Origin of the sequence: Aureicoccus marinus, assembly GCF_002954325.1 — a bacterium.
In the GTDB taxonomy this organism is placed as follows: Bacteria; Bacteroidota; Bacteroidia; order Flavobacteriales; family Flavobacteriaceae; genus Aureicoccus; species Aureicoccus marinus.
On sequence record NZ_MQVX01000001.1, the window covers coordinates 2955022 to 2969538 of the forward strand.

The following is a 14517-nucleotide window of genomic DNA, read 5'->3' on the forward strand; positions in this document are numbered from 1 at the left end:
AGGGGGCAATATGGGGGATTTTATTCCATAGATTCTTTGACGTAATGGTAATGAAGTTCGTTGATTTCGACCAGAGAAGCAGAGCCGTACCAAGGAAGGAGTTCCATTACCAAGCTCCCGGATTGAATGGCGGGATCTGTATTGGTTAAGGCTTTGGCCTCTTCCACTGTTTCTACCTTAAAGATATAAATTCCTCGGAGTTCTCCCTCGCCCATAAAAGGGCCAGCCAGGACGAGCTTCCCTTCTTCTGCCATTCGGCCAATGTTCTCCATATGAGCCGCTTGCAGTTTTTGACCTTCCTCTTCCGGAAGATCTCTGTTCGGTCCTTTCTTGAGAAAAGCCATGACATAGGGCCTCATTCCGTAGTCATCCGCTCCGGCCTTCGCGGCTTTGATGGAGTCGTAAACAGAGGTTTGTTCAACAAGGGTGTTTTCGTCTTCAGCGGGTTTTTCTTCTTGGGTGGAGCTACATGCAGCCAAGGTTAGAGCACCCATTAACAGGGTGAAAAAGAAATACTTATTCATGATTGAGGTCTTGGTTGGGTTTTGTCTGGAACAATCTTTGATAGAGAATGATCAGATAAACCGGTAACATCAAATATCATGAAAAAAAATCATTACCTCTCTATCGTCCTGACCGTGATCGCTGTAAACCTCAGTCTGCAGACCCTCAGTCAAATGGATCTTATTCCTCGTGCCTATGCGGCGAAGTCCGATAAATCGAAGACTGATGTCCTGCTCAAGGACTGGTCAGAAGAACGGCTTAGTCTGCCTTTGAATCCTGACGGCTCGCTCAATGTTCGTTTGCTCAGCGCGGAAGAAATCGATGTCAATATTCGCAATATCGATACCTACGATGAGATGAGGGTCAGCATAGAGGGGGTCAACACCAGCGAAGAGCTGAATGTCAATATTGATGAAGTCGGAGGCAGCAGTGTTTACTCCGGAGGACCCATCAAGGTCAAGATCGCCCAATAGGATCAGAAGGTATAACTCATTCCCACTGCCAAGAATTGGCGCAATTGTGTTCGTGCACCTCCTGGAGTGATCACATTACCGTCCATATCGACCTCCCGGTCAAATTTGATGTCGTCATCGTAGATCAGCTGAAAACCGACATCGGTCTTGATGTGTTCGTTGACCACCAGATTAAAGGTGAGTTCCCAGTTCACATCGACGTTACCAAACTTGCGGAGGTAGTCGGTGTAGAGGTTGAGACGGTGATCCATAAAGACATTCTTGGCGATCTTGGTTTCCCAGTCGTGGGTGATGAGTATCCCCAATTCCATAAAGAGATTTTCGCCAGGGACTAGGATGTTGCCATCGGCATCCAACTCTGCTTTTTGTACCCCGAAAGCCCCTTGATTCGCCAGGGTTTGATCCAGTACCAGGGTTGATTTCATGGTGACCGGAGACATGTAGAGGTTGAATTTGTTGTTTCCGATGATGTAGGAAGTTCCCATACCAAAGAAGACATAGCCAGGAGCCATAAAGCGCGAGATGGGGGTTTCTCGGTTTGGATATTTAAAACCGTCATCCATTTGGGTGTTGAAGTCGAGTTTTACCGAGTAGAACCAGTTGGTCAGGGTATCACGGCGGTAACTGAAGGTGCTGGTAAAGCGCACATAATCTTCCGCTTTGCGCAGACGGGTATTTTCTTGGGCGTTGATACCATAGCCCACCCGGAGCTCATTTTTCCAACTGAGGTATTTGTAGGTCAGGTAACGAAACAAACGCAGATTCCCGCTGACCGATACGGCACTGTTTCCCCCTGCATTCCAATTGACAAAAGCCGTTTCGTTCAGGTTGACGTTAAAGACGTTTCCGTTTTCCCAAGCCCAGCGCGGGATTTTAGGAACCCGTCGCGGTGTAAATTCTTTGGCTTTTTGAACCCCCAATTGGTACTTGGCAAAGTTGAAGGTGAGGGGAACCCTTGGCTTGGCCACCTTGATGACGGGCCATTTCGCCTTCAGGGTGTCGATCGGCATGATGTCAGGCAGGTGTCCGCGGTCCTGTGCACACAGCGAGTGGCTCAAAAGACAACAGAATAAAGTGACCCCTACGATGAGTTGGCGGAATACAGGCATTGGTTAAGGTTTGTGCCGGTTCGGGTTCAAAGGGGCTTTGGGGTTGCCCTCATTGAAATCGGGGGTAAATATACAGCACTAAATCCTGTGTAAAAAGCAGAAAGCGCTCGAAATTGAGGTGATCTTGACCGCTGTCTTCTGAAGAATAGGGAAATCTATTTTTCTTTCCACGGGTGGACCCAGAGCAAGGGTTTCCAGAAATGTCGGTCTTTGAGAACCAAGAGAATGTTTCCGACAAATAAGGCTCCTGTGGTTGCTAAGGGGCGAAGGCCCTCAGGCTCCAGAAATACATGGTAAAAAAAGATGTGAAAGGTGATCGGTAAGAGCAGGATGGCCCCGATAAAGCTGGTTCCTTGAAGGAGGAGTAAAAGACCAAAGACGATTTCGCAGACTCCGAGTACCTCCCAAAAATAGCCGGTCTGCTGCATTCCGCTGATGTAAAGTGTTTTCTTGAGTTCGTTCGTGTTGTTCGACTCTTGGAGCTCTTCTACCGTCTGCACGACTTCCGTTAAGGAAGGCCGGGGTTCTGAGAACTTATAAATACCTCCGTTAATCATCACCACTCCAATAAATAGGCGCAAAACGATATAGAAAATCTTGGTGTACTTCTTCATGCTGATTTCTTTGGTGGGCTTAAAGGTACAATCTACCCCTTTTTGGAGCAGGAGAACCTGATTTCGTACCTTATGAGAAAAGTAAACGAATATGAAATCATTGAAACGAAAGAGCCTGCTGAGCTGTCTGGTTCTGGTCCTGGGAATGATCTTGAGCACCAATGCCCAAGACCTCAAAGGGGCCTGGGAAGCCCAGTATATCTCAGATAAAGGCGTGGCGGTAAGGTCTGTGGTCATCTTTGCCGATGGTTTCCAAGTCAATACCATCTATGCGCAGAGTGATGGGGCCTTTATTTCGACCAACGGAGGGCTTTGGAGCCTGGAAGGCAACACCCTGACCGAAACTGTCGAGTTTGATACCGATTACCCGGAACGGGTTGGAACCTCCATCTCTTTCGCGATTGATCTTCAAGAAGAAAGCCTGAAAATTGTCGGTCGGGATCAGGTTTGGAAACGGCTTGACAAGGGAGGACCAGGTGACCTCGCCGGAGCCTGGTTGATATCGGGCAGGGTCCGCAATGGCGTTATGCAAAAACGCGACACCAATCGTCCGCGAAAAACCATGAAAATCCTTTCTGGAACTCGTTTTCAATGGATTGCCTACAATACCGAAACCAAGCAATTCATGGGGACTGGTGGAGGTACCTATACCACCCTTGATGGCAAGTACACCGAGAATATCGAGTTCTTTTCTCGGGACAACACCCGGGTCGGAGCGAGCTTAGGATTCAATTACGCCCTCGAAAATGGCGATTGGCGGCACAGCGGCAAGAGCAGCAAAGGATCTCCCATTGATGAAATTTGGAGTCTACGGAAGAAATAAGCGTTTGGTCTAATTTGGGAAAGCTTTAGCAAAACCCCTGAAAATGAGGCCCTATTTTTGCAAAAAGGCATTAGTAGGGTAAGGTTTGTCCTCATTTTTCAATTGAATTAGCTATCAAAAAAAAGAGATACTCTACAATCAACCCTCTCCGTCCCGAGAGGGTTTTTTATTTACTATTCTGAAAACCAAACTATTTGACGTGAGCCGCTCGTTTTCTGGGCCTGCTGATTTTAACCGTACTTCGGAAATCAGGCGAAAGTTTCAATAAACTATTGATTTTGATCTTATTAGGGGAAACGATCAGACCGAGACAACTCAAGGCTCCACCAATCAGAATCAGGTTCCAGGGGTTCGTCAGGGAACTTCCGCTATTGAGTACGCCAAGAATGAGTACCGTGGACATCGGAAAAGACAAAGCCAAAAGGTTAATCGCGTAAGCCGGGTTAAAGGTCTGTTCTTCCGTACGTCTCTTTTCTTCCAAACGGCTTACGGTTGTGATATGCGCAAAAGGCCAAAAGCTGCAAGCACTGAGAGAAAAACACAAGAGCAATAAGACTTCAACTCGTGCCGACAAGCCAGTCGCGAAAAGTATGGAGGCCACCAGAAGAAAGACAGAGGCCGCTCGTAAACTCAGCAGGGCAAAAAGAGCTCTGAATTGCTCTCTTTTGATCTTCACCGATAAGCCGATAAAAAGCAAGACCAAGGGCGTCATGATTCCCCCGAGACGACCCAGTGTGTCTTGAAGGACCAGCGGAAGGCTGGAGAAGTCAATCCCAAGGGCCAAAAGTAAAAGTGCAGCTGAAATAAAGAGGTTGACCGGTTCCGAGATAAAACGCTTTAGGAGAGCGCCTGGTTTAGTTGTACCAGATGGGGTAACCTCCTCGGAGGTTTTGCGGTGCCAGAGCATGGCGACCCAAAAGAGCACAAAAAGGACAAACATTTTATTGCCCAGGTCTGCCATCGCCACTTTGGCCAGTCCTTCTTCTCCTAAATACTCCAACACGAACGGAAAACACGATAATCCCGGAGCAAGGGAGGGTATCAAGAGGCGAAGGGTGCGCATTTCGGCACTTCCCTTTTTTATCCCCGCAAGACGACCCATCCAGGGACTACTCAAGAATAGCAAGAGATTCAATCCTAAACTCAGTACAGGAAGTAAGAGCAGTTGTTGGTTGATCTCAATACTGAGCAAGGCCATAAATATGGTTGCCGGCAGAGCTAAATTGAGGATGATTTTTTTTATTCCCAGGGTTTCTTCCTTGGACTGAAACTTGGTCTTTAGGAGATAGCCTGTGAAAATAAAAAGAAAAAAGACCAGGGTTTTCTCCATCGTTTAAACCAGTACTTTCTTCAGTGCACCTGCAAATGTTTGCATCTCTTCTAAGGTTCCCATACTGACACGACACCAGTTCTTATTCATAAACGAGAAGGCCCTTACACCGACTAGTTCTGCCTGCATTTTATTGAGAAAGGCTTTGCCCTCCATTTCGATAGGGAAGATGATAAAACTGGTCGATGAGGGTACGTAATCAATCCCCATTTCCTTTAAGGTTGCGTACACAAATTCCCGGCTCTCTGCATTCAACTTGCGGGAACGGTCAATAAAGGCTTTATCGTCCATCGCTTGAATAGCCGCATAAACCGATGGTAATGAGATGCCCATTCCACCGCGGGTGATTTTTTGAACCCCTTCAATGGTTTTTTTCGGAGCGACCGCATAGCCAACACGAAGCCGGCCATTCCGTATATTTTTGAGAAAGTTCTGGCGACAATGACATTCTTACCCTGGGCTACTAAATCCACCATACTTTGTTCATGACCATCTTCCAAGAAATCGAGATAAGCTTCATCGACAAATACAGGAACCTTTTCTGAGACTCTTGCACAGAAATCTTTCAGTTTTGCAGCTTCTGTCAAGCTGCCGGTGGGGTTGTTGGGGTTGCAGATGTAGACCAGACGGGTTTCTGAATCTATAGCAGCTTCCATCGCCTCTAAATCGTGTGACCAATCTTTTTTGAGGGGAATACCTTTCCATTGAGCACCCATGGCTTCGGCCACCCGGACCAGGGACATATAAGCAGGGTCAGCCGAAATGACATTTCCTCCTTTAAGAAAAGAGAGCATTCCAAATTTTTCGAGTAGATCGGAAGATCCAGGACCCATAATGACCTGATGGGACTCGACCCCTTCGTAAGTGGCGATTTTATCAATAAGGGCAAACAACTCTCCCCAGGCATAGCGGTTACCGCCAGCTGCGTGCTGCTTTACCGCGTCCAGGGCCATTGGAGAAGGCCCATAAGGATTTTCATTGGCGTTCAGCTTGGCCTTCAGGGCAGGAAGTTCCCAGGGGCTATCCGGAAGGAATTCCTTGAAGAAAGGACTGTAAATGGCGTTGTGGTCTTGGTCGAGAGTGACTTCGAACTGCGCGGAGGAGGCAAAGGTCAAGTGGGGCATGGCCAAGGCACCACCCGCCGATAATAAACTTGTTCTCAACCAATCTCTTCTGTTGAATGCGTGCTTATTCATAGAACTACTACTTTGATTTACAATGATTTAAAAATAGAGTCCTCTTTTGGTAATTCCTATGGGATATCCCCAAAAATCAGCCCGCATAAATGGAGACATCAAAATGCAGAGGGGGCAGAATTAACAGATTGACAGCGGTAGATGTTAAATATTGGCTAAAACTGTGACAAACAGCCAACTTCTGCGTCTATTATAACTGTAGATAGGTGTTGTCCTCGTTAAATGAATTAGCTGTCAAAGATGGAGACTAACTCAACTTGCAGCTGCCCCCTTTATGGGGGCTTTTTATTTCTTCTTATTTAGCTTGACCCCAGCCTTGATCGCCACTTCCAAGTGGTTGACCTCAGGGGGGATAGGGCAGGAATAGACCGGATTGTAGACGCAGTAAGGGTGGTAGGTCTTGTTAAAATCCAGTACCACCGTATCTCCTTCCGGAATTTTGATGTTCATATAGCGACCTCCGCCATAACTTCCGTCTCCATTGGTCAAATCGGTAAAGGGTAAAAAGAGGATATCCCGGTACTTGAGTCGACCCTGAAAACTGAGGTCTTTGTAGAGTTCCAATTCGAAGGTCTTGCCTTGCAGTGTAAAACGGGCCTTTCCGTAGAGCTGGTAGGTGGGTAAGCGATCGGTTGTGGTTTTCATCAAAAAAGGAGCTGCATTCTCAATACGGATGAATTCAGCGACTACCCGGTATTCCTCATCAATCGGGTAGTAGGGATGTCCTTCAAAGGTTTTCAGGTCTTCCTCCGTCAGGGGTGAAGTCTTGGGATTCGAATAGAAATCATTCTGTTCCTTGTGGTACGCCCGCACGGTATCTTCATAGGTCTGGGCGTTGAGCCCGAGTACAGATAAAAAGAAAAGCAAGAACCCGTATTTCATTTCAGTTTTTTTACGTTACCAGATCGTCGCCAATGAAGACCCGGTGATGTTCATGATTGGGCCAAAAACGGCTGTTGCCAGCCCCATGATCTCCAGGCGACCCATTGCAAATGCAATCCCAGAAGCCAATCCTGCATTTTGCATACCCACTTCAAAGGCCACTGTTCTGGCTGATTTTTCGTCCAAACCAAACAGCTTGCTACCGAAGTAGCGCAGCGCATAGCCCGAAAGGTTATGGGAAAGAACCAAGCCAATTAACACCCGGCCAATAGAAAGCTTAGTGCAAAACTTATTTATTTAAAAGACATCATCACTTCAAAAAGATGAAAATAATGAAATCTCCATTCAAGGGATACATGTCTGGGTGATTGTTATTTTTCCAGAACTTTAAACGACAACCTCGATAAATGAATTATGAGAGTAACACTAATCAGTATTCCAGTCAGGGATCAGCGAAAGGCTTTGGAGTTTTATACCACCAAGCTGGGCTTTATCGTCAATAAAAATGTAGACATGGGGGGAGGAAATCGCTGGATTACCCTTTTGTCAAAAGACCTGCCGGATGGTCCAGAAATTCTTCTTGAACCGGGCCCTCTTCATTTTGAGCCCTGTAAAGTCTATCAGGACGCCTTGTTGGAGGCGAACTATCCCTATACCCAGTTCGATGTGGATGATGTGCAATCCGAATACAACAGGCTCCAAGCCTTGGGTGTAGAATTTCTGCAAGAACCCAAAGAAATGGGAGAAGTGAAAACGGCCGTCTTAAATGATACCGTGGGCAACAACATCATGTTGATTGAATACCTGAAGACTTAATCCACCAACTTCTTTTTACCGGATTTAAAATTCTTCTTGATGACAATGCGGTCGTGTTCTTCCCCGAGGGCATTATAGGCGACATAAGTCAGCTTGTTGTCTTCCACGGTGATCACTTGATAGAATTGGGTTTGTTCACCGGTTTGATCGAGTTGGTAGCCCTGGTTGCTAAAGCCTTCCAATTGATCCTTATCGAGGTCGTACTGTTTTGGACCGCTGACCGAAGTTATATAGACAGTGCCTAAATCTTCGTTCGGGCCTTTCTCTGCAAATCGGAAAGGTACATGGCCTCGAGCATAGGTGTGATCGTGGCCGTTGAGAACCAAATCCACATTATATTGATCCAAAAGGGGTTTCCAGTTTTCTCGTGCGAACTGAAAATCCCGCCCAACAGCCGGTGCAAAAATAGAGTGGTGGCAAGTCAAAATAGTCCACTTGGCGGTGGAGCTTTCCAGCTGCTTGCGCACATACTCGGTTTGTTCTTCCAACAGATCATTGGAGTTGAGTACGATGATGCGGACATCCTGGTAATCCACAGTATATACCGTCTCGTGCAGTTTGGGATCAAGCTCTTCTTCGACAGGGAGGGTGAATTGAGGTCTCCACTGAATCGAAAGCATGCGTCCCTCTCTGTTTTTCAGGTGCCAAAATTCATGATTCCCAACCACAGGGATGGCTGTCCACTGGCTGTGGATAAACCCTCCGGCTTTGTACCACTCGGCCCATTCCTGGTCTTTGTGCGCATCGTTAATGAGGTCACCCGCATGAATGACGAAGCTGGCGTCTGGAGCCGTCTGATAGGCCTTTCGGATCACCCGGGACCAATGCTCCAATACGTCGTTCTGCGCATCTCCAAAGTAGACAAATTGGGTGCGGGAATAGCCTTTTTTAGCGGTCCTAAATTGAATCCACTCCGACCAGTACTGGTCCCCATCGCCCACCCGATAAACGTATTGGGTGTCGGGTTTCAAGCCTTCAAATACGGTGCTGTGGTAATGCACCTTGTAGGATTGATTGCGTTTGTACAGACCCAAATCAAAGGTTTCTGTCGTGGCATCTTGGCTTGAAGCGGTTTCTTTAAAAGAGGAGTTTACTTTGGCTACCGCGATTTGGGCGACCGCTTTGGTAACGGTGGTATCGGTTCTCCAGGTAACCGCACGGCTGGTGGCCGGGTCCCCGTGAAAGGTCAAGATAATGCGGTCTGGATCCTTACTCGGGAGTTCCCAATGGTGTAAGCCATTTTGGTCGTGTGAGTGCTGCCCATAGACAGAGAATGCACCTGAACACAGGGGGAGTAAAAGAACCGCGATGTATATTTTACAGAATTTCATAGGCTGCTATTGAGATGAGTAATCCCGGAATAAGGTACAGCTAAGTAGCCAAATAAAGAAAAAGGCCTCCTGAATCAGGAGACCTCTCTAAAAATTACTTTCCAAACTTTTCCTGCCACTGCTGAACAATTTCGGGCAAGGGTTCTCCGTCCGCGACGAAGATCATGGAGGCAGAGTTCATGCAGTACCGCAGACCGGTAGGTGCGGGACCATCAGGAAAAACGTGCCCCAGGTGGGAACCACTTCCGCTGTCGACCACTTCTGTACGGACCATGCCGTGACTGCGGTCGACGATTTCAACAACCGCATCTTCAGAAATTGGCTTGTAAAAACTCGGCCAACCCGTTCCGGATTTGAATTTGGTTTCGGACCGAAATAGCGGCTGCCCGGTGGCACGGGAGTAGTAAGTACCTTTCTTTTTGTTGTCCCAATAATCCCCGGAGAAGGCGTATTCTGTTCCCTGACGGCGCAGGATGTAATACTGTTCTTCCGTCAACATTTTCTTCCACTCCTGATCCGATTTTTGGATGGGATAAGAAGCAACGACCTCCTGCTTCTCCGTCTTGGTTTGGGCAGGGGTGGGTTTGGTTTGGCAAGAGACGGTTAAGGTTGCCAACCCCACTAATAATACAAGCGTTAATCTCATGTTTTCTTCTTTTTCATTTCAATAGACGGAATAACCCATTCCATCCTTACCAAAATTAGGGATAAACGGAGTTCGGGTCTTATAATGTCTTCCTAAATCTGAGCAAGTATGGTGTCGATTAAACGCTCTGTGCCAAAACGAATCACATCAGTCGTCGGAAGGCCCGTAAGTGATTCAATTTCCTCGATCTGCGCCCGGGCAGCCTCTTCGTCCATCGTTTTGCTGTTTAAGCAAACACCCAAGGTCTTGGCGGGGGTTAAACTACCACAGACTCCGGCGACGGCTTCGTTAAGGGCGATGAATTCGTTTAAGGGCGGAAAGGGAACTCCATCCTGCGGAAATTGCAGGTGGGTTTGACCTCCTCGGTGACAAAGAATAAGGTGGGTGGCCTGCGAACCTCTGAGCAAGGGCAAAGTGGCTGTGCTGCCAGGATTGGCCAGGGATCCCTGCCCTTCGATGATCACTACCTCTTTGTCTGCTTGTTCTAAAACCGCCTCTTCCACTGCGCCCGAAGCTTGATCCACTTTGATCGCATCCAGAGGAATACCATTCCCCATGATGGCTATTCCCGTTTGCCCAGTAGGGACGAAGCCCGCCTTAATGCCTTTCTTTAAAAGGGCGTCATAGAGCTCCAATCCGGCCGTCATTTTGCCAACCGCCATATCGGTTCCGATCATGAGGATCCGCATATTGTTTGTCTTGGCGGCCTGAGCCCGCGCGATGGGGTAAGCCGGTTTGGGTTTACGCACATCCCATATGCGGTTCTTTTGCAGCAGGTGACCGTAGCGTTGGTTCAGATCGTCGTGCAGGCCGTTGATCAGTGATAGGCCGAGTTCCAGTGCCTTGGATATGGGTGCATCCCAATCGTCCGGGAATTTTCCGCCACTGGGAGCAATCCCCAGAGCCAAGATATCGGCTTGCTTTTCGAGTGCTTCTTCCACGCTGCCGACCACCGGGATGGGGTAGGGCAGGTTAATCACCTCCTGAACCGTTTTGCCGGCGTATTTGGAATCGATCACACAGACAATGGGGTGTTGAGAAAAGCGCATCAGGCCAAAGCCCATTTTACCGGAATGATGATCCAGGGCGCCTTCCATAAAAATGGCCAGTTTTTGATCTGAGCTGAACATAGACTGAAAGATATTTAGTTGGGCTTAGAAATCGAGCTGTCCTCCGTGGCCTGGGATTTCTTGAGGAACAATACATTCGTCAATCAAAGGCGCACCGGTGGCCGGGTCCGGGGCCAGATTCAGATGAGAATCCAGGTCGATATAATCCAGCATACCCGAGAGCGCTGCGCCTGCGGCAATAGAAATGGAGGATTCCCCCATACAACCGATCATGGTCTGGAGCTTGTGCGCCTGCGCTGTGGCTAGTATGCGCAGGGCCCCGGTTATACCGCCGCATTTCATGAGTTTCATATTGACTCCATCGACCGCTGTGGCCCAGTTCGGGATATCGGTGGCAAAACGGCAGCTCTCGTCCACAAAGATGGGAAGAGGGCGGTTTTTAAAGAGTTGGGGCAAGTCACCTTCCTCCCCTTCTTTGAGAGGCTGTTCGACGTACTCGCAGTGTCTTTCAGATAACCACTGCATCATGTGTTGAGCGTCCTTCAAGTTCCACCCGCCGTTGGCGTCGATTCGGATCAAAATCGGAAAGGTTTTTCGGTACTCCAGCACCTTTTGGTACATGGCCTTATCGGCTTCAATACCCTCTGGATTCCCCAGCTTGACCTTGAGCGTTTTCATGCCGTCTTGCTCCAGAATGATGGGGAGTCTTTCTTCCGCTTCTTCCGGAGTCATGATTCCCAAGGTGATTGAGGTGGGTTTTAGGTGCTTAGGAAAGCCCAGTAAACGGTACAGGGGCATTCCTGCTTTTTTTGCTTTAAGGTCCCATAAGGCAATGTCTAATCCGGCCAGGGCACAAGGCGCTAGCTTGGCTTCTAAGGCCTGGTCGTAGACCTCGTGGGGGTTGTCGATGGCCTTCAGGTCTTTGATGAAATCCTGAAGTTGGCTTTCGGCCTCTTCTGCCGTTTCGGCCCCTTCGGATTTGCCCGGGCATACTTCCCCGATTCCGGTGTGCGGGCCGTCCGTAATGGATACAAAGAGGTTGTTGCCGCCATAACGCGTTCCCCGACTGATGCGCAAAGGGAAACGTTTTTTGAGGTAGAGGATGTTGAGGTTGATTTCCAAAAGCGAAGTTTTTAGATAGCCCTGTATTGGGTTACCTAAAATTAGACTTTGTTCTTTTTCGATGAACTTTAGGAGAAAGAAAATTTAAGGAGTAATTGGATTTTTACCTGAGATATTCCAGTGGTATTAATGCCGGAAAGCCTGACTATTTAGGCGTTGCAGAGCTTTATTTTTTACTTTTTTCGAGATGCTTCGCTCCAGAATCTCGGCCAGATGCTCTTTTGTAATATCTGTATGATCAATTAAAAGACTTTGAATTTTAGCGTTTCCGTCATGGAGAATCCTTGCAAGGAGCTCATTAGATGGGCCCTTGTTTTCCAACTCAATACGATACGATTCAGAAGGTTGATCAATCACTCCTCTTTTTGAACAAATCCTGGGATCTTCATAGATAGGGAGCGTTTTCATCAGGCTTTCCAGTTGATCGACCAGTTCCAGACGGGATCGGGTGGAGTAGACCAAAACAGGATGCTCCCAATCCGGAGCGATGTCGTAGGTGTCGGATTTGGCAGTGTAGTTTTCTAAGTAGTTCAAAACATGGACCCGGTATTCTCCGGACAGTTCGCCTTCCGAAGACCATTCCACATCTATGGATTTTAACCGAGCTTGATTTTTCAGAATTAACAAACTGGAGCCAGTAAAGTAGCTCTCCTTGCCTGGAAGGGGATCAACTTCATAAAATTGGTTGTAGTCAACTTGCCATCCAGCCTCTATTCGTAGTGGTTGAAGATTCATAGCATTGGTCCAAAAGGGTGTATTTGAAAAAAATAAGGTTTCATTTGCTTTTGAATTCTTATTCTTTATCAATCTCGTTTTCAATTATCTCAATCATCTTTTTTATTCTTTCTCTTAAGGACTGAGACTGCATATTGGTCATTTGATTAAATGTTATAACCATACTAACGATACCTTCTAATTCAACGTCATTTATTACCTTGTCTAAGTCCAATTTCTTTTGAGTTGGCTCAATGCTGAACTTATAATTGTACTTTTTGTCTAACGCTTCGGTTGGTGTGTAGCCATCCTTCCATAGTGCATGATTTACGTTCCTTAGCACACCTAATCGGGTGATACAAGGAACAATTGTTTCTGTTCTATATTTTTGATATTGTAACTCAAGTTCTTGTACTTGAAATACTTCTGAAGACCAATTTGATAAAAGTTCAACTAGCTTTTGATTTTGAATAAGTCTTAATTTTTCGGAGCCAATAATATCGTTTTCAATGGGGTCAAATGTGGGGTCCCTCATAATTTGCCACACAGATTTATAAAACTCGTTGACATTGAAGGATTGTGGATTGTCAATTTGATCCAATAAAATATTGCAAGCAACTAACCCTTGATTTCTCATGAGAATCTTTTCATTTAATTGCCTGAGATTTCTTGTGTATTCGCTTCTTAATTGCTTTAAAATGAGTTGCTCCTTTGCTTGATTTTTTTGTCTTTCATTATAGTTATTAATGGATAATGCGATTAATATCCCAATAACCACAAGAACAATTTCACCTATTGCATAAATCAGGTACTTAATAAACCTGTTCTCTGAGAGCAGCTTTTTTCGAATTTGTCTAAAGAATTTAATCATTAGTGGGTGGTTTATAATAATGATTCACAGCGGTCTCGGTTATCGCTCTTTAGAGCAGTGCCCAAGGTTTTTGGTTTGAAGGAAGTTAGTGAAAATGGGGAAGCCTTAGCCATTGACTGTAGTTATTGTTGTGTACAGTTTTATGATCACTCTTTGATGGGCCTTATTCCAAAAATCAGCAAATAACCGATCATCCAAAATTCTCCAATAGTGGCGGGCAGCGTAAGAAATTTATTGAAGCTAAAATCAAGTCCTGCGTAGCCGATAAAAGCGCTAGATACATAGCCAATACCACCTAAAATAACTACTCTTCCGAGCCATACAGGCATTCTTTTTGATTTGACTACGATGTATCCCATAGGAAATAGCCAAAGTCCAAAGAAAAGACCACCAATACTCCAGGCGTATTTTATCATGTTTTGAAAAACCTGAATGAGTAAAACTTTGTCTTCCAAAGCATTTGTATCAGAATTGGCAATACCTATTGCAGAGGCCATCGAAATTGCACTTATCATAATGACTATCGCATTTACCGTTCCCCATAAACCTAAAGTCCAAGCTTCCCATTCATAATTGTCTTTAAATAATTTGTAAAACCAAACTGCGGTAAGTGCCTGAGATATTACGATGCCAAATTCTAAGAGTAATCTTACTCTTGCTGTAGATTCTAACTCTACCAAATTGGTTAGTGTTTGTTCAGCATTGCCTGACACAAAAACTTGGGAATGAAAGACCATAAACCCCAGAATTCCAGTAACTGCCATCATTAAATACCATAAGCCAGTTAGTCTTGCTGTCTTACTTAAATTCTTGTGTTCTGTCTTTACATTCATGATTATTACATATTGATAGAAAAACCTAATTGTGCTTTTTAAACGCACAAATGTTGTTTGGTCATAATAGAATTGATTTTAAGTGATCTCTTCCTAACTCTTGGAAGGTAGATAAGAGTTACTTCACTTTCAATCAATTCAGTCCACTTTTAGCTGACGGTTTACAGATGCATCAAAGAAGAG

Annotated in this window: 18 protein-coding genes; 3 read left to right on the top strand and 15 right to left on the bottom strand. The window is 46.1% G+C overall.

What is annotated here, in order from left to right; genetic code table 11:
- Nucleotides 1-20: 20 nt before the first annotated feature.
- Nucleotides 21-524: a YciI family protein gene (locus BST99_RS13715; protein ID WP_105002297.1), complete on the bottom strand. Its 504-nt coding sequence runs from the start codon at nt 522-524 to the stop codon at nt 21-23.
- Between the two features lie 78 nt (nt 525-602).
- Here BST99_RS13715 and BST99_RS13720 point away from each other — a divergent pair, with 78 nt between their 5' ends.
- A complete protein-coding gene (locus tag BST99_RS13720; RefSeq protein WP_105002298.1) occupies nt 603-977 on the top strand; it encodes a hypothetical protein in 375 nt (124 codons plus the stop codon).
- A gap of 2 nt (nt 978-979) precedes the next feature.
- Here the strand turns inward: BST99_RS13720 and BST99_RS13725 are convergent, their stop codons facing one another.
- Both BST99_RS13725 and BST99_RS13730 read right to left on the bottom strand, forming a co-directional pair.
- Nucleotides 980-2086: a DUF3078 domain-containing protein gene (locus BST99_RS13725; RefSeq protein WP_105002299.1), complete on the bottom strand. Its 1107-nt coding sequence runs from the start codon at nt 2084-2086 to the stop codon at nt 980-982.
- Nucleotides 2087-2241: 155 nt separating this feature from the next.
- On the bottom strand, nt 2242-2700 hold the full coding sequence (locus BST99_RS13730; protein ID WP_105002300.1) for a DoxX family membrane protein: 459 nt from the start codon (nt 2698-2700) through the stop codon (nt 2242-2244).
- A gap of 91 nt (nt 2701-2791) precedes the next feature.
- On the opposite strand from BST99_RS13730, the gene BST99_RS13735 reads away from it, so the two are divergent.
- Nucleotides 2792-3523 carry a membrane or secreted protein gene (locus tag BST99_RS13735; protein WP_245916281.1) on the top strand — a complete coding sequence of 244 codons (732 nt, stop codon included), beginning with the start codon at nt 2792-2794 and terminating at the stop codon, nt 3521-3523.
- Nucleotides 3524-3713: 190 nt separating this feature from the next.
- Here BST99_RS13735 and BST99_RS13740 read toward each other — a convergent pair whose 3' ends face one another.
- The 5 genes from BST99_RS13740 to BST99_RS13755 all read right to left on the bottom strand — a co-directional run bounded on the left by BST99_RS13740 (nt 3714) and on the right by BST99_RS13755 (nt 7180).
- On the bottom strand, nt 3714-4853 hold the full coding sequence (locus BST99_RS13740; RefSeq protein ID WP_105002301.1) for an AEC family transporter: 1140 nt from the start codon (nt 4851-4853) through the stop codon (nt 3714-3716).
- A gap of 3 nt (nt 4854-4856) precedes the next feature.
- A complete protein-coding gene (locus BST99_RS14725; RefSeq protein WP_394335622.1) occupies nt 4857-5186 on the bottom strand; it encodes an aminotransferase class I/II-fold pyridoxal phosphate-dependent enzyme in 330 nt (109 codons plus the stop codon).
- Nucleotides 5105-6049 carry a pyridoxal phosphate-dependent aminotransferase gene (locus BST99_RS13745; protein WP_245916282.1) on the bottom strand — a complete coding sequence of 315 codons (945 nt, stop codon included), beginning with the start codon at nt 6047-6049 and terminating at the stop codon, nt 5105-5107. The genes BST99_RS14725 and BST99_RS13745 overlap by 82 nt, the downstream gene beginning before the upstream one ends.
- Nucleotides 6050-6334: 285 nt before the next feature.
- Nucleotides 6335-6931, bottom strand: a complete 597-nt coding sequence (locus tag BST99_RS13750; protein WP_105002302.1) for a DUF1684 domain-containing protein — start codon at nt 6929-6931, stop codon at nt 6335-6337.
- 15 nt (nt 6932-6946) lie between these two features.
- A complete protein-coding gene (locus BST99_RS13755; protein ID WP_181044240.1) occupies nt 6947-7180 on the bottom strand; it encodes a hypothetical protein in 234 nt (77 codons plus the stop codon).
- 165 nt (nt 7181-7345) lie between these two features.
- On the opposite strand from BST99_RS13755, the gene BST99_RS13760 reads away from it, so the two are divergent.
- Nucleotides 7346-7747 carry a VOC family protein gene (locus BST99_RS13760; protein WP_105002303.1) on the top strand — a complete coding sequence of 134 codons (402 nt, stop codon included), beginning with the start codon at nt 7346-7348 and terminating at the stop codon, nt 7745-7747.
- On the opposite strand, the gene BST99_RS13765 is transcribed toward BST99_RS13760, so the two are convergent.
- The 7 genes from BST99_RS13765 to BST99_RS13795 all read right to left on the bottom strand — a co-directional run bounded on the left by BST99_RS13765 (nt 7744) and on the right by BST99_RS13795 (nt 14334).
- Nucleotides 7744-9078, bottom strand: a complete 1335-nt coding sequence (locus BST99_RS13765; protein ID WP_105002304.1) for an FN3 domain-containing metallophosphoesterase family protein — start codon at nt 9076-9078, stop codon at nt 7744-7746. The two genes, BST99_RS13760 and BST99_RS13765, sit on opposite strands and share 4 nt — an antisense overlap.
- 94 nt (nt 9079-9172) lie before the next feature.
- A complete protein-coding gene (gene msrB / locus BST99_RS13770) occupies nt 9173-9724 on the bottom strand; it encodes a peptide-methionine (R)-S-oxide reductase MsrB (protein ID WP_105002305.1) in 552 nt (183 codons plus the stop codon).
- A 92-nt stretch (nt 9725-9816) separates the two neighbouring features.
- Entirely contained in the window at nt 9817-10854 is a 1038-nt protein-coding gene (locus BST99_RS13775; protein ID WP_181044241.1) for a DUF1611 domain-containing protein, read from the bottom strand.
- Nucleotides 10855-10878: 24 nt separating this feature from the next.
- On the bottom strand, nt 10879-11916 hold the full coding sequence (locus tag BST99_RS13780) for a dipeptide epimerase (RefSeq protein WP_105002306.1): 1038 nt from the start codon (nt 11914-11916) through the stop codon (nt 10879-10881).
- 126 nt (nt 11917-12042) lie between these two features.
- The gene (locus tag BST99_RS13785) at nt 12043-12651 is read right to left on the bottom strand and encodes a hypothetical protein (RefSeq protein ID WP_105002307.1); all 609 of its coding nucleotides are present in this window, start codon (nt 12649-12651) and stop codon (nt 12043-12045) included.
- A 58-nt stretch (nt 12652-12709) separates the two neighbouring features.
- The gene (locus BST99_RS13790) at nt 12710-13501 is read right to left on the bottom strand and encodes a DUF6090 family protein (RefSeq protein WP_105002308.1); all 792 of its coding nucleotides are present in this window, start codon (nt 13499-13501) and stop codon (nt 12710-12712) included.
- A gap of 146 nt (nt 13502-13647) precedes the next feature.
- On the bottom strand, nt 13648-14334 hold the full coding sequence (locus BST99_RS13795) for a DUF4386 domain-containing protein (RefSeq protein WP_105002309.1): 687 nt from the start codon (nt 14332-14334) through the stop codon (nt 13648-13650).
- Nucleotides 14335-14517 lie beyond the last annotated feature (183 nt).

Excerpts from the sequence above, each read along its gene's own strand:
- BST99_RS13785 (WP_105002307.1), bottom strand. The coding sequence starts at position 12,651 with ATGAATCTTCAACCACTACGAATAGAGGCTGGATGGCAAGTTGACTAC.
- BST99_RS13720 (WP_105002298.1), top strand. The coding sequence starts at position 603 with ATGAAAAAAAATCATTACCTCTCTATCGTCCTGACCGTGATCGCTGTA.
- msrB (WP_105002305.1), bottom strand. The coding sequence starts at position 9,724 with ATGAGATTAACGCTTGTATTATTAGTGGGGTTGGCAACCTTAACCGTC.
- BST99_RS13735 (WP_245916281.1), top strand. The coding sequence starts at position 2,792 with ATGAAATCATTGAAACGAAAGAGCCTGCTGAGCTGTCTGGTTCTGGTC.
- BST99_RS13715 (WP_105002297.1), bottom strand. The coding sequence starts at position 524 with ATGAATAAGTATTTCTTTTTCACCCTGTTAATGGGTGCTCTAACCTTG.
- BST99_RS13745 (WP_245916282.1), bottom strand. The coding sequence starts at position 6,049 with ATGAATAAGCACGCATTCAACAGAAGAGATTGGTTGAGAACAAGTTTA.
- BST99_RS13790 (WP_105002308.1), bottom strand. The coding sequence starts at position 13,501 with ATGATTAAATTCTTTAGACAAATTCGAAAAAAGCTGCTCTCAGAGAAC.
- BST99_RS13775 (WP_181044241.1), bottom strand. The coding sequence starts at position 10,854 with ATGTTCAGCTCAGATCAAAAACTGGCCATTTTTATGGAAGGCGCCCTG.
- BST99_RS13730 (WP_105002300.1), bottom strand. The coding sequence starts at position 2,700 with ATGAAGAAGTACACCAAGATTTTCTATATCGTTTTGCGCCTATTTATT.
- BST99_RS13760 (WP_105002303.1), top strand. The coding sequence starts at position 7,346 with ATGAGAGTAACACTAATCAGTATTCCAGTCAGGGATCAGCGAAAGGCT.
- BST99_RS13795 (WP_105002309.1), bottom strand. The coding sequence starts at position 14,334 with ATGAATGTAAAGACAGAACACAAGAATTTAAGTAAGACAGCAAGACTA.
- BST99_RS14725 (WP_394335622.1), bottom strand. The coding sequence starts at position 5,186 with ATGGGCATCTCATTACCATCGGTTTATGCGGCTATTCAAGCGATGGAC.
- BST99_RS13750 (WP_105002302.1), bottom strand. The coding sequence starts at position 6,931 with ATGAAATACGGGTTCTTGCTTTTCTTTTTATCTGTACTCGGGCTCAAC.
- BST99_RS13765 (WP_105002304.1), bottom strand. The coding sequence starts at position 9,078 with ATGAAATTCTGTAAAATATACATCGCGGTTCTTTTACTCCCCCTGTGT.
- BST99_RS13725 (WP_105002299.1), bottom strand. The coding sequence starts at position 2,086 with ATGCCTGTATTCCGCCAACTCATCGTAGGGGTCACTTTATTCTGTTGT.
- BST99_RS13740 (WP_105002301.1), bottom strand. The coding sequence starts at position 4,853 with ATGGAGAAAACCCTGGTCTTTTTTCTTTTTATTTTCACAGGCTATCTC.